14 protein-coding genes are annotated in these 12,839 nt (G+C 66.1%); 5 read left to right on the plus strand and 9 right to left on the minus strand.

The genetic code is table 11. The features are described 5' to 3' along the window. Window positions 1-2: 2 nt before the first annotated feature. The 4 genes from IM776_RS04830 to IM776_RS04845 all read right to left on the minus strand — a co-directional run bounded on the left by IM776_RS04830 (window position 3) and on the right by IM776_RS04845 (window position 2,795). Window positions 3-272 (minus strand): hypothetical protein, encoded by a 270-nt coding sequence (locus IM776_RS04830; RefSeq protein ID WP_323741053.1) that lies wholly within the window; start codon window positions 270-272, stop codon window positions 3-5. After that, entirely contained in the window at window positions 269-502 is a 234-nt protein-coding gene (locus tag IM776_RS04835) for a hypothetical protein (RefSeq protein ID WP_194421882.1), read from the minus strand. Before IM776_RS04835 ends, IM776_RS04830 begins: the two co-directional genes overlap by 4 nt. Window positions 503-607: 105 nt before the next feature. Further along, a complete protein-coding gene (locus IM776_RS04840; protein WP_194421883.1) occupies window positions 608-1,516 on the minus strand; it encodes an agmatinase family protein in 909 nt (302 codons plus the stop codon). A gap of 1 nt (window position 1,517) precedes the next feature. Continuing rightward, complete coding sequence (locus IM776_RS04845) at window positions 1,518-2,795, minus strand: DUF445 domain-containing protein (RefSeq protein WP_194421884.1); 1,278 nt, start codon at window positions 2,793-2,795, stop codon at window positions 1,518-1,520. Window positions 2,796-2,946: 151 nt separating this feature from the next. Between IM776_RS04845 and IM776_RS04850 the strand changes: the two genes are divergently transcribed. Continuing rightward, window positions 2,947-3,219 carry a metal-sensitive transcriptional regulator gene (locus tag IM776_RS04850; RefSeq protein ID WP_147039656.1) on the plus strand — a complete coding sequence of 91 codons (273 nt, stop codon included), beginning with the start codon at window positions 2,947-2,949 and terminating at the stop codon, window positions 3,217-3,219. A 76-nt stretch (window positions 3,220-3,295) separates the two neighbouring features. Here IM776_RS04850 and IM776_RS04855 read toward each other — a convergent pair whose 3' ends face one another. The 4 genes from IM776_RS04855 to IM776_RS04870 all read right to left on the minus strand — a co-directional run bounded on the left by IM776_RS04855 (window position 3,296) and on the right by IM776_RS04870 (window position 7,486). Further along, entirely contained in the window at window positions 3,296-4,453 is a 1,158-nt protein-coding gene (locus IM776_RS04855; RefSeq protein ID WP_194421885.1) for an acyl-CoA dehydrogenase family protein, read from the minus strand. Next, on the minus strand, window positions 4,450-5,205 hold the full coding sequence (locus IM776_RS04860; RefSeq protein WP_194421886.1) for an alpha/beta fold hydrolase: 756 nt from the start codon (window positions 5,203-5,205) through the stop codon (window positions 4,450-4,452). Before IM776_RS04860 ends, IM776_RS04855 begins: the two co-directional genes overlap by 4 nt. Before the next feature lie 143 nt (window positions 5,206-5,348). After that, window positions 5,349-6,275 (minus strand): sugar kinase, encoded by a 927-nt coding sequence (locus IM776_RS04865; RefSeq protein WP_194421887.1) that lies wholly within the window; start codon window positions 6,273-6,275, stop codon window positions 5,349-5,351. Next, window positions 6,272-7,486: an MFS transporter gene (locus tag IM776_RS04870; RefSeq protein ID WP_194421888.1), complete on the minus strand. Its 1,215-nt coding sequence runs from the start codon at window positions 7,484-7,486 to the stop codon at window positions 6,272-6,274. Before IM776_RS04870 ends, IM776_RS04865 begins: the two co-directional genes overlap by 4 nt. 367 nt (window positions 7,487-7,853) lie before the next feature. Here IM776_RS04870 and nrdH point away from each other — a divergent pair, with 367 nt between their 5' ends. The 4 genes from nrdH to nrdF are packed head-to-tail and all read left to right on the plus strand — an operon-like array spanning window position 7,854 to window position 11,701. Further along, window positions 7,854-8,087, plus strand: coding sequence for a glutaredoxin-like protein NrdH (gene nrdH, locus IM776_RS04875; protein WP_120228032.1), 234 nt, complete (start codon window positions 7,854-7,856; stop codon window positions 8,085-8,087). Window positions 8,088-8,096: 9 nt separating this feature from the next. Then, complete coding sequence (nrdI, locus tag IM776_RS04880; protein WP_194421889.1) at window positions 8,097-8,546, plus strand: class Ib ribonucleoside-diphosphate reductase assembly flavoprotein NrdI; 450 nt, start codon at window positions 8,097-8,099, stop codon at window positions 8,544-8,546. Continuing rightward, a complete protein-coding gene (gene nrdE, locus IM776_RS04885) occupies window positions 8,543-10,687 on the plus strand; it encodes a class 1b ribonucleoside-diphosphate reductase subunit alpha (RefSeq protein WP_194421890.1) in 2,145 nt (714 codons plus the stop codon). The genes nrdI and nrdE overlap by 4 nt, the downstream gene beginning before the upstream one ends. A gap of 36 nt (window positions 10,688-10,723) precedes the next feature. Next, window positions 10,724-11,701 carry a class 1b ribonucleoside-diphosphate reductase subunit beta gene (nrdF, locus tag IM776_RS04890; RefSeq protein ID WP_194421891.1) on the plus strand — a complete coding sequence of 326 codons (978 nt, stop codon included), beginning with the start codon at window positions 10,724-10,726 and terminating at the stop codon, window positions 11,699-11,701. A 55-nt stretch (window positions 11,702-11,756) separates the two neighbouring features. On the opposite strand, the gene IM776_RS04895 is transcribed toward nrdF, so the two are convergent. Continuing rightward, entirely contained in the window at window positions 11,757-12,677 is a 921-nt protein-coding gene (locus tag IM776_RS04895; RefSeq protein WP_194421892.1) for an alpha/beta fold hydrolase, read from the minus strand. Window positions 12,678-12,839: the final 162 nt, after the last annotated feature.

Raw genomic sequence — 12,839 nt, forward strand, 5'->3', positions numbered from 1 at the left:
GATCACACCCGGTCGACCAGCTGATCCTCGCCTGACATGCGTGCGCAATGCGCGCAGCAGAAGATCTGCCCGTCCGCTTCAACGCCATGGCCCAGCACCTTGCATCCGCAGTGGGCGCACTCCGGTGCCATTGCATGGATCGCGCACTCGAAGCTGTCGAAGGTGCCGACCTTGCTGCCGGTGTTGATCGTGAACGAGCGGTCGTAGACGTTGCCGCAGACGTCGCAGGTGGCTGTGAAGGCGCCGACCATGTCAGGACCCGTCGTGGTCACGACGACCCCTCCTCCTCGAGGCGAGCGCGCAGCAGCTGCTTGCCCTGATCACCGGCCTTGACGCTGTTGTGCTGAATCTTGCGGAACCACTCTGCGAGCTCCGCATCGCCTTCGCGTTCGGCATCCTCGATGTAGGTCTGCATCGACCAGGCGTTGTGCAGCGATGCCTCCAGTACGCGTACGAGGTTGTAGTTCTTGTCCTTCAAAGAGGACTCGGGCGTGGTGTTCATGAATCTCTCCTTCGGTTGATGCCCTCAGGATCGGCCACCGTCTCGTCAGCGAGAAGGGGGTGGCATCATGGCCTGTGCAGGCGTATGGTCGACCCGCTCCGGCCCTCATGACCGGTGCGCGAGGCCCGCCAGCAGCTCGAGCACGCACAGCGCCGCCAGACGCACCGTGCGGCCGTCCTCGACGTCAGCTGTGGCATCCACCTCGGCGATGTCGGCGCTGACGACCCGTGCGTCCGACGCCACCGCGCGGGTGAGCGCCCGCAGCTCCCACGCCGCCAGGCCGCCGGGGACACTCGCGGGGCACCCGGGCGCGACCGCGCGGTCGCACACGTCCACGTCGATGTCGAGATGGACGCGTCCGCCAGCGCCGCCAGCGATCTCGAGCGCCTCGACCACCACATCATCGGCGCCGCGCCTGCGCACTTCGTCGAGCGTGATCACGCGGATGCCCCAGTCCGCGGCGCGCTGCGCGTACGCGGCCGAGTTCGCGAAGTCGGCTATTCCGATCTGCACGATCCGCCGCGGATCGATCCGGTCGGTGGGCACCGTCGCAGCGGCCGGGGCGTCCTCGACGAGCCGGCGCACCGGTGTGCCGTTCGAGACGCCGTCGCGCAGGTCGAAGTGCGCGTCGAACGTGATCAGGCCGGATGCCGCGGCGCCCAGCGAGACCGGGTAGGTCAGCGAGTTGTCGCCGCCGAGGGCGATCACGAACGCCGGTGCGAGCTCGCGCACCCTGGCGATCACGGCAGCCTCCCCGTCGTTCCCGTCGGGCTCCTCGATGTCGCCGGCATCCCGGATCGTCAGCACGGCATCGAGATCCACCGCGGGCGGGCCCATGAGCGTCGTGCTGTACCGCTGCAGCGCGTCGCGCACCGCGCGTGGGGTGGCGTGCGCGCCGGTCGGCGAAAGGGAGGTGCGCCAGGTGGGGACGCCGAGCAGCACGGCATCCGCCTCGTCTTGGAATGCCGGCCAGGCGCCGGCGCGCGGCCACAGCGGGTCGTGGGACAGGGGCATCTCACACTCCAGGGATCAGGGCATGCGCGATCGAGAAGATCGCCAGGCCCGCCAGGGCGCCGACGACCGTGCCGTTCAGCCGGATGTACTGCAGGTCGCGGCCGACCATCAGCTCGATCTTCTCCGTCGTCTCAGCAGGGTCCCACCGTTCGACGGTGTCGGTGATGATCGAGGCGATGTCGTGCCGGTAGCGATCGACGAGGAACACGGCGGCCTCCGACACCCAGGAGTCCACGCGGCGCTGCAGCGCGGCATCCGTCGTCAGCCGCTCGCCGACCTCCTCGATGGCCTGCACGGCGCGCACCCGCAGGCTGCTCTCCGGGTCGGCGAGCGAGCGGATCAGACCGTTCTTCGCGGTGTTCCAGGCTTCGGCGGCCAGTGCCCCCACGCGCGGACTGTCGAACAGCGACGCCTTCGCGTTCTCGAGCTTCTGACGCGTGACGGGGTCGTTCTGCAGGTTCTCGGCGAGCCTGCCCAGGTAGCCGTCGATCGCGAGCCGGGCAGGATGCCGCGGGTCGGCGCGCACCGCATCGACGAACTTGACCGCCTCGTGGTACACCGTCTCATCGACGAACCGGTGCGCGAGCTTCGGCACCCACCCCGGCAAGCGACGCGAGACGAGACCGGAGAACGCCTCGGCGTTGGCATCCAGCCAGGTCGCGATACTGTCGGCGGCGAGGTCGACCGCGCCGTGGTGCGCGTCGGACTCGACGATCTTCTCCAGCCAGGCGCCGGCCGGCGGACCCCACTCGGGCTGCACGAGATGCTCGCGGGCGAGGTCGGTGATGAGATCGCGGACCTCGTCGTCGCTGAGTGCGTTCAGCACGGCCGTCGCGATCGTCGAGGCCTCCGCGGCCACCCGCTCTGCGTGCGCGGGCTGACGCAGCCACTCGCCGGCACGCTTCGCGATCGCCGTGGATGCCAGCTTGGTGCGCACGACGTCGGCGGCGAGGAAGTTCGTCTCGACGAATTCGCCGAGCGTGCGGCCGATCTCGTCCTTGCGGTTCGGGATGATCGCGGTGTGCGGGATCGGCAGCCCGAGCGGGCGGCGGAACAGGGCGGTCACGGCGAACCAGTCGGCCAGCGCGCCGACCATGCCGCCTTCGGCAGCGGCCCGGACATACGCGAGCCATGGATGCTGCGCCTGCAGCCAGAACGCGATCACGAACACGATCGCCATGAACACGAGCGCGCCGAGGGCGATCGCCTTCATCACGCGCAGGGCGCGCAGACGTTCCTGATCGGCCGGGGAGAGCAGAGCCATCGGAGTGCGCGGCATGTCTGTCATCCTCGCACGCGGTCCCGGTCGTCACCCCGCACACCTGCAGGGCCGAAGCACGGATGGCTGAGAATTCTTCGGCGTTTCGCCCTGCATCCGTACGATCTCCCTGCAAGTGTCCCGGCCCGGCCGCGCGGGGTAGCCTCGACTCGTGATCGAAGACATCAAGAAGCGTGCGCTGCACCGCACGAGCATCCTCGAAGGTCAGCTGCGCGGCGTTGCGCGCATGATCGAGGGCGAGGAGTACTGCATGGACATCATCACGCAGTCCCGCGCCATCCAGAAGTCGCTGGAGTCACTGAACCGCCTGCTGCTCGAGAATCATCTGCGCACCCATGTCACCCACATGTTCGAGGAGGGCGGCGACGAACGCGAGCAGGCCGTCGACGAGTTGCTGAAGGCGTTCGACTTCGAGCGGAAGTGACTCGCACCCACGGGTCGTTGAGCGAGCGGAGCGAGACGAAACGGGATGAGCGAGCGTCAGCGAGCCGAAGCCGGGTTCAGCCGTCGGTCGGCCCGAGCAGCGCGCTCGCCGCGGTGGAGTGCGCCGACTCCGGGTCGGACGGGTGGAACATGCCCGCCAGCACGTCGCGGTACAGCCGGGAGAGCTCGTTCGAGGAGAAGTACGATCCGCCGCCCGCGGTGAGGATCGCCTGGTCGACGACGTGCTTGGCCATCACGACGGCACGGTGCTTCGTGCCCGACAGCAGCGTGAACCAGCGCGCTCCGTTGTCGACCTGCTCGTCCACGTCGCGGGACAGAGCGGCGATCTGTGGAGGCAGCGCGTCGTAGGCGAGGCTCATGTCGGCGATGCGCCAGCGGATGTCGGGATCCTGGCTGTACGCCAGGCCCGTCTTCTTCGAGGTGCGCTTCTGCACGGTCGACACGGCGAGATCGAGCGCCCGGCGGGCGATGCCGGTGTAGACCGAAGCGAGCAGCAGCTCGAACACGCTGAAGATGCCGAAGATGATCGGGTCGGGGGAGGGACCGGGGTCGATACGGCGGACGACCTGCGAGGCGGGCGCGACCGCGCCACTCAGGCGCGTGGTGCGGCTCTGCGTCGCGCGCATGCCCAGCGTGTCCCAGTCGTCGCTCGTGGCGACGGCATCCGTGCGGTCGACGAACGCGAACACGAGCTTGGGCGCGTCATCGCTGGTCGTGTCGAGGCCGTGGAGGCCGAGCTTGGTCCACACCGGCGCGAGCGAGGTGAAGATCTTCGTCCCGGTGAACGTATACGCGCCGTCGGCCCGAGGGGCGGCATCCGTGTCGCTGCCGAACAGCACGAGGTCGTTGCCGCCCTCGCTGATCCCGAACGCGAAGACGTCGCCGGCCACCGCGCCGTCCTGCACGAATTCGAGGCCCGATACGCCCCGATCGCTGAACACCTTCGCGACGCCGGTCCAGACCAGGTGCATGTTGATCGACAGGGCGGTGGCCGGGGATGCCGTGGCCAGCCGCTGCTGCAGGATCGCCGCCTGCTCGAGGCCGAGCCCCGCGCCGCCGCGCTCGGTAGGGACCAGGATCCTCAGATATCCGGCATCCCGGAGCTCTGCGAGGTCCTGCTCGGGGAACGTGTTCTCGCGATCGTGGATCGGCGCGCGCTCGCGGATGCGGTCGAGCAGGTCATCGGGCAGGTACTGAGCGGGATCGAATGTCATGAGAGTGCCTCCAGCAGCTGGCGGATGGTGTCCTCGGGCTTGTCGCGGTGCGGGGAGTGGCCGGCGCCGGTGACGATCGACATCGAGATCTGCTCGTTCGCCGCGAGCACAGCCTCGGCGACCTCTCCGGTGAACAGGCTGTAGACCTCGGGGTCGGCACCGATGATGTGCGTCGGTACGGTCAGGCGCGCGGCATCCGCACGAACGTCCCACGGCTGATTCTGCGCGCTGGTCTGCTCGACCGCCCAGCGGCTGCCGCGCGCGACCGCGTCGATCTTGAGTTCCTGGTCCTGCGGATGCCAGTGCGGATGCTCCGCCTGCACGACCTCGATCCGGTTGTCTGCGAACGCCCGCTCCTGACTGCGGCGCACGATCGACGCGTCGCGCCCGTCTACGAGGATCGCCGGGTCGATGAGGATGAGCTTGTTCGTCCAGCCGGGCTCGGATGCCGCGGCCACGGTGCCGGACGCGCCGCCGAGCGAGTGACCGATGACGGCATCCCATGGTCCGCCGCGATCGGGACGCGTGCTCGCGAGATCGCGCGCGTAGGCGGCGACGGTGTAGTCCGTCGCTCGCGGCGCGTCGCCGTGGCCGCGCAGATCGACCGCGACGGCATGCCAGCCGGCGTTCGCGAGGGCATCGCCGAGCAGCCACATCAGCGCGCCGGACGAGCCGAGGCCGTGCACGAGCAGTGCAGTTCGTTCGGATGCGGGATCGCCCCATGACAGGCGGGGCAGGGTCACGACGGTCACGAGATCAGCCTAGGAGCGCGGGCGGGTGCGGTGCCCGGAAAACGCAGACGATCTGGCGTGTCGGCGGCGCGCCGCGCTGTGACGCGCCGGTGCGGTCCGTGTTGCTCTCTGATTTCCGATCCGGCGTGCGAGAGCGAGCGAGCTCAGCCCAGGGGCGGCATGTCGGCGGCGATCCGGAGCACGCGGGCGGCGGCATCGTGCCCTGCTTGCAGGCGGTCGGCGAGCGGAAGGCCCTCGAGCGTCGCCGCGAGGAAGCCTGCTGCGAAGGCGTCTCCTGCGCCGACCGGCTCGACGACGTCGACGGCGGGGGCGGCGACGAACACCGGTTCGGCGTCGCCTTCGAACGCGGTGGCGCCGACGTCTCCGTCCTTGACCACCAGCAATGCGCAGCCGGGCAGGAACGCACGGATCTCGGATGCCGTGGCCGTGCCCCAGACGCGCTCGGCCTCGTCCCGGCCGACGAATGCGATGTCGGCGGCGTTCGCGAGTCGGGCGAGGGTGGCCGCGGCATCCTCGATCGACCACAGGGCACGGCGATCGTTCACGTCGAACGACACCAGGGCGCCGGCGGTGCGCGCGTCGTTGAACAGCTGATCGACCATCGCGCGGCAGGAGGGGGAGAGAGCCGGCGTGATCCCGGTGGTGTGCACGATGCGGACGCCGGTGAGTCGGTCTGCCGGCAGGTGGCCGGAGGACATGCGGGATGCCGCCGAGCCGCGCCGGTAGTAATACACCGACGAGCCCTCTGCGCCGGGATCCTTGAACATCACGCCGGTCGGGGCGTCCTCGTCGCGCTCCACCCACACCTGGATGCCGCGCCGGGAGAGCTCGGAGGCGATCCGGGTACCGAGCGGATCGTCGCCGAGCCGGGAGGACCAGGCCGCGCGGTGGCCGGCGGCGACGACGCCCGCGGCGACGTTCGATTCTGCGCCGGCCAGGCCGAGCGTTGCCTTGTGAGCATCTGCGAGGGCCGCATCCGCGGGCGTCAGGAGCGCCATCGTCTCGCCGATGCAGACGATCTCGGGAACGGTGGCGTCAGAAATGGTGGTTTCAGGCGTGGCAGAAGTCATGTGGGGGTGATCGTCGTTACGGGTTCGGTGTCGGGATACGGGCTCGGGTCGCGGTCGCGCAGATCAGGCAGGTACCGCACGAACGCGATCGAGACGATGACACCGACGATAGCGAACAGGACAGCGGCGAGGTACGCGCCCTGCGGGCCGCCGGTGCCGTCGACGAGGAACCCGGCGATCGCCGAACCCGCGGCGGCGCCGATCAGCTGCCCCGTGCCCGCCCACCCGAACGCCTCGGCGGTCTCGCTGAACTTCACGCTCGCGGTCGTGATCGCGAACAGCACGGCGAGGGCGGGAGCGATGCCGAGGCCCGCGATGAGCAGGGCACCGCCGAGCCAGAAGATGTTGAGCGCGAACACGGTCAGGGTCAGGCCGACCGTGAGGATCAGCATTCGCCGGGCGATCGCCCATGGTCCGATCGGGATGTGGCCGAACGAGAGCCCGCCGACCAGGCTCCCCACGGCGAAGACGGCCAGCACGATGCCCGCTTCCAGGCTGCCGTGGTCGAAGGTGGCGACGACGCCGACCTCGACCGCCGAGCAGGCGCCGATCAGAAGGAAGCCGATGATGGTCGCAAGCGCCACTGGTGGCTTGAGGAGCACCTTGCCGAGACTGCGGCGGCTGCGCGGGATGCGGACGCGGCCGAGCTCGGGAGCGGCGATGAACCAGCCGCAGCCGAGCACCAGGATGATCGCGACGAGGAGCAGGCCCTCAGTGGTGCCGACCTGGGTGGACACGAGCGTGATGACCACTGGGGCGAGGATCCAGATGATCTCCTGCAGCGAGGCATCCAGGGAGAACAGCGGCGTCAGCTGCGAGGAGTTGACCAGCTTCGGATAGATGGTGCGCACCGCCGACTGGATGGGCGGTGTGGAGAGGCCGGCGAGCATGCCGAACGCCATGTAGCCGGGGACGCTCAAGGGAAGCAGACCCAGCGCGAGGACGGCGAGCGTGCACACCACGGCAGTGAGGGTGATGACGCGACGCATTCCCCACACGCCCATCCACCGGCTGGTGACGGGGCCTGCGACGGCCTGTCCGATCGAGGTCGCCGCGAGCACGAGGCCGGCGGCGCCGTAGGAGCCGGTCTGCTGTTCGACGTGCAGCAGCACGGCCAGCGAGGTCATGCCGCTGGGGAAGCGCGCCGTCAGCTGAGCGGCGATCATGCGCCCCACGCCAGGGGTGCGAAGAAGGTCCCGATATCCCGCCACGAGACAACGCTACTGGGCCGCGATCATCGTGCGCGCACGGGGCTGCGAAGCGACACGCCGCGACACGCCGAGATGCACTTTCCACAGGAAACCGGATGTCCGAAACCCCGCGTAGCGTGCGACCTGTGGATGGATTTCTGAACGGATCCTGAGAACCGCGAGATCACGCGCGTTGCGGCCTTCGAAATCGGATCGCGATCTGTGGATGAAATGGTGGACAACCTGTGTTGTAACCAGTGGAGAACGGTGGAAAACTACACGGATGTAACTACTAGCCCTTGTGGTCACTCCCAATGTCCGTCCCCATATGTAGTATTGAGATCCCGGCGGGGGTCTGTCGGAAAAACTTGGATCTGAGGGGAAAGAAATGTCGATCACGGTCTACACCAAGCCTTCGTGCGTGCAGTGCAACGCGACCTATCGCGCACTCGACGCGAAGGGCATCGAGTACGAGATTCACGACCTCTCCGAGGACGCTGCGGCGCTCGAGCAGGTCAAGGCGCTCGGCTACATGCAGGCGCCTGTCGTCGTCACCGACGAGGGCCACTGGTCGGGCTTCCGTCCCGACAAGATCGACGAGCTCGCAGCCCGTCTGGCGTAAGGACCTCTCATGAGCGTCGTCGCGACGGCTGCGCCGCTCCTGGTCTACTTCTCGAGCACCTCGGGCAACACGGCCAGGTTCATCGAGAAGCTCGGCCTGCCGGCTCAGCGCATCCCGCTGTTCCGCGCGGACGAGCCGCTCGTGATCGATGAGCCTTTCGTCCTCGTCACCCCCACCTATGGCGGAGGCCAGGGCCGGGGCGAGGAGAAGGGGGCCGTTCCCAAGCAGGTGATCCGGTTCCTCAACGACGAGCGAAACCGTCGTCACCTCCGCGGCGTCATCTCCGCGGGCAACACCAACTTCGGTGAGGCGTTCTGTCTCGCCGGCGACATCATCAGCCGCAAGTGTCATGTGCCGCACTTGTACCGGCTCGAGGTATTCGGCACGCAGGACGACGTTGATCGCGTGAGCGACGGATTGGAACGATGGTGGACATTGCAGTTGAAGAGCAGGCAGTGACCGAGCAGGAGACGTTCAAGGTCAACCCCGCATACGAGGGGCTCGACTATCACGCGCTCAACGCGATGCTGAACCTGTACGACGCGAACGGCAAGATCCAGTTCGACGCCGACAAGCGCGCCGCGCGGGAGTACTTCCTGCAGCACGTGAACCAGAACACAGTGTTCTTCCACTCCCTCAAGGAGCGCCTCGACTACCTGGTCGAGAAGGAGTACTACGAGGGCGAGCTCATCGAGAAGTACTCGCTCGAGTTCATCCAGAAGCTCAACGATCTCGCGTACTCGAAGAAGTTCCGCTTCGAGACCTTCCTCGGCGCGTTCAAGTACTACACCAGCTACACGCTGAAGACCTTCGACGGCAAGCGCTACCTCGAGCGCTTCGAGGACCGCGTCGTCATGACCGCGCTCGGTCTCGCCGACGGCGACGAGCAGGTCGCGATCGACCTCGTCGAGGAGATCATCTCCGGCCGCTTCCAGCCGGCCACCCCGACCTTCCTCAACTCGGGCAAGGCCCAGCGCGGCGAACTCGTCAGCTGCTTCCTGCTGCGCATCGAAGACAACATGGAGTCGATCTCGCGCGGCATCAACTCCTCACTGCAGCTCTCCAAGCGCGGCGGCGGCGTGGCGCTGCTGCTCTCGAACATCCGTGAGTCCGGTGCGCCGATCAAGCAGATCGAGAACCAGTCCAGCGGCATCATCCCGGTCATGAAGCTGCTCGAAGACAGCTTCAGCTACGCCAACCAGCTGGGTGCCCGTCAGGGCGCCGGCGCGGTGTACCTGTCGGCGCACCACCCCGACATCATGCGGTTCCTCGACACCAAGCGTGAGAACGCCGACGAGAAGATCCGCATCAAGACGCTGTCGCTGGGCGTCGTCGTGCCCGACATCACCTTCGAGCTCGCCAAGAACGGCGAAGACATGTACCTGTTCTCGCCGTACGACGTCGAGAAGGTCTACGGCGTGCCGTTCGGCGACATCTCGGTCACCGAGAAGTATCGCGAGATGGTCGACGACCCGCGCATCAAGAAGACCAAGATCAACGCGCGCGAGTTCTTCCAGACCATCGCCGAGATCCAGTTCGAGTCGGGCTACCCGTACATCATGTTCGAGGACACGGTGAACAAGGCCAACCCGATCAAGGGCCGGATCAACATGTCCAACCTCTGCAGCGAGATCCTGCAGGTGAACACCCCGACGACGTACAACGAGGACCTCTCGTACGACACGATCGGCAAGGACATCTCCTGCAACCTCGGCTCGATGAACATCGCCCTCGCGATGGACGGGGGAGACCTCGGCGCCACGGTCGAGACCGCGATCCGCGGCCTCACGGCCGTCAGCAACCAGAGCCACATCTCCTCGGTGCGCTCGATCGAGGACGGCAACGACCGTTCGCACGCGATCGGCCTGGGCCAGATGAACCTGCACGGGTACCTGGCGCGCGAGCACGTGCACTACGGGTCCGAAGAGGGCATCGACTTCACGAACATCTACTTCTACACGGTGCTGTTCCACGCACTGCGCGCGTCGAACAGGCTGTCGATCGAGCGCGGCGTGGCCTTCGACGGGTTCGAGGACTCGAAGTACGCCTCCGGCGAGTTCTTCGACAAGTACATCGACCAGGCGTGGGTGCCCGCGACCGAGAAGGTCAAGGAGCTCTTCGCCGGCCACCACATTCCCACGCAGGCCGACTGGACCGAGCTGAAGGACAGCATCCAGAAGCACGGCATCTACAACCAGAACCTGCAGGCCGTCCCGCCGACCGGCTCGATCTCGTACATCAACAACTCGACATCCTCGATCCACCCGATCGCGTCGAAGGTCGAGATCCGCAAGGAAGGCAAGCTCGGTCGCGTCTACTACCCGGCGCCGTTCATGACGAACGACAACCTGGAGTACTACCAGGACGCATACGAGATCGGCTACGAGAAGGTCATCGACACGTACGCGGCCGCCACGCAGCACGTCGACCAGGGCCTGTCGCTGACGCTGTTCTTCAAGGACACCGCCACTACGCGCGACATCAACAAGGCGCAGATCTACGCATGGCGCAAGGGCATCAAGACGATCTACTACATCCGCCTGCGCCAGCTCGCCCTCGAGGGCACCGACATGACGGAGTGCGTCAGCTGCATGCTCTGATGCGCTGACCCGGTATCTCTCAGAACAGGAACGACGATGACACCCGAATCGCTCAAGCTGGTCGACCACGTGCAGGCGATCAACTGGAACCGCATCGAGGACGACAAGGACCTCGAGGTCTGGAACCGGCTCGTGAACAACTTCTGGCTACCTGAGAAGGTGCCGCTGTCGAACGACGTGCAGTCGTGGAACACGCTGACACCGGAAGAGCAACTGCTCACCATGCGCGTGTTCACCGGACTGACACTGCTGGACACGATCCAGGGCACCGTCGGTGCAGTGTCACTGATCCCCGACGCGATCACGCCCCACGAGGAGGCGGTGTACACCAACATCGCGTTCATGGAGTCGGTGCACGCGAAGAGCTACTCTTCGATCTTCTCGACCCTCGCGTCGACGAAGGAGATCGACGAGGCGTTCCGGTGGTCCAGGGAGAACGCGAACCTTCAGAAGAAGGCGCAGATCATCATGGACTACTACCAGGGTGATGACCCGCTCAAGCGCAAGGTCGCATCGACCCTGCTGGAGTCTTTCCTGTTCTACTCGGGCTTCTACCTGCCGATCTACTGGTCGTCCAAGGCGAAGCTGACGAACACCGCTGACCTCATCCGGCTCATCATCCGCGACGAGGCCGTGCACGGGTATTACATCGGCTACAAGTACCAGAAGGGCCTCGAGAAGGAGACCCAGGAGCGTCGCGACGAGTTGAAGGAGTACACCTTCAACCTGCTGTTCGAGCTCTACGACAATGAGGTGCAGTACACGCAGGATCTGTACGACGGCGTGGGCCTCACCGAGGACGTCAAGAAGTTCCTGCACTACAACGCCAACAAGGCGCTGATGAACCTCGGCTACGAGGCGATGTTCCCGTCCGATGTGACGAACGTGAACCCGGCGATCCTCTCGGCGCTCTCTCCGAACGCAGACGAGAACCACGACTTCTTCTCGGGCTCGGGTTCCTCGTACGTCATCGGCAAGGCTGAAGCCACCGAGGATGAGGACTGGGACTTCTAAGAGCTCCTCTCCGAGTCCCAACGGAACAGCTATTCAGAGGCCCGGATCTGCGAAATCACGCAGGTTCGGGCCTTTTCGTGCCCTTGTCGAGAATGCAAGAGGCTTCGACGTTGCTGACGAAATCGGTGATGAGGCGGGAACACTCCGTGTGGTGGGTCTCCAGGAGGAAGTGTCCACTGTCGAAGACATGGATCTCCAAGGAGTCGAGGACTCGGCTGTAGGCCATGATCTCGTCCAGGTCGAAGTACGCGTCGTGGCGGCCCCAGAGCAGGAGGCACGGCGGCTGATGCTCCCGGTGGTAGCTCTCGATGGCGGGGAAGCGGGCTACATGATTCTGGTAGTCGCAGAAGATCCGGAACTGGATCTCGACGTTGCCGGGTCTGCTCAAGCGGTCCCAGTCCAAGTGCCAACATTCCGGCGGGTACAGCTCAGCTAATCGCTCCGGCAGGCCTCCGATGTACTCGGCGCGGTTGCCCTCGAAATTCATCCACTCGCCCAACTTGGCTCTGTTCTCCGGCGTCGGGTCGGACCAGAAGGCCCTTGGCGCATCCCACTGCGGTCCCAGACCGGCTTCGTGCGCGTTGCCGTTCTGAACGATCAGACCGCGTATGCGGTCCGGATGCCGACTGGCGAGGTGATACGCGACAGGGGTGCCGAAATCGAAGTGGTAGACGAAGAAGTGGTTCACGGCGATCGCGTCGAGGAAGCGCTCGATGGTGTGGGAGAGGTTATCGAACGTGTAGTCGTACTGGTCAGCCGGCGGAGCGTCGGAGAATCCGAACCCGGGCAGATCGGGCGCGATCACGTGCATTGACTCGGCCAGCGGCTCGATGACGTTGCGAAACATGTGCGAGGAGCTGGGATACCCGTGCAGAAGCAGAATCGCCGGCTTCTCGGGGTCTCCCGCCTGCCGGTAGAAGATCTCGGTGCCGTCGATGTCGATGGTTCGATGACGCGTCTTGTAGGGGCTGCCCATGTCTGGCTCCCGTCCGGAGATTCGCCTGCAAACGGCAACCTTCCGCCATGCAACCGTTCATACCCGCTGTTCACACTACGTCGAGCGAAATCCGGCGACAAGGGGCGGGACTGCCGCACGGTCCTCCGGCGTCCGACTATCCTGGAGTGAGCATTCACAACA

This window comes from Microbacterium abyssi, assembly GCF_015277895.1.
Lineage (GTDB): Bacteria > Actinomycetota > Actinomycetes > Actinomycetales > Microbacteriaceae > Microbacterium > Microbacterium abyssi.

Coding starts and splice junctions, on each gene's coding strand:
- IM776_RS04835 (WP_194421882.1), bottom strand. CDS start 502: ATGAACACCACGCCCGAGTCCTCTTTGAAGGACAAGAACTACAACCTC.
- IM776_RS04840 (WP_194421883.1), bottom strand. CDS start 1,516: ATGCCCCTGTCCCACGACCCGCTGTGGCCGCGCGCCGGCGCCTGGCCG.
- IM776_RS04845 (WP_194421884.1), bottom strand. CDS start 2,795: ATGCCGCGCACTCCGATGGCTCTGCTCTCCCCGGCCGATCAGGAACGT.
- IM776_RS04855 (WP_194421885.1), bottom strand. CDS start 4,453: ATGACATTCGATCCCGCTCAGTACCTGCCCGATGACCTGCTCGACCGC.
- IM776_RS04865 (WP_194421887.1), bottom strand. CDS start 6,275: ATGACTTCTGCCACGCCTGAAACCACCATTTCTGACGCCACCGTTCCC.
- nrdH (WP_120228032.1), top strand. CDS start 7,854: ATGTCGATCACGGTCTACACCAAGCCTTCGTGCGTGCAGTGCAACGCG.
- nrdI (WP_194421889.1), top strand. CDS start 8,097: ATGAGCGTCGTCGCGACGGCTGCGCCGCTCCTGGTCTACTTCTCGAGC.
- nrdF (WP_194421891.1), top strand. CDS start 10,724: ATGACACCCGAATCGCTCAAGCTGGTCGACCACGTGCAGGCGATCAAC.
- IM776_RS04895 (WP_194421892.1), bottom strand. CDS start 12,677: ATGGGCAGCCCCTACAAGACGCGTCATCGAACCATCGACATCGACGGC.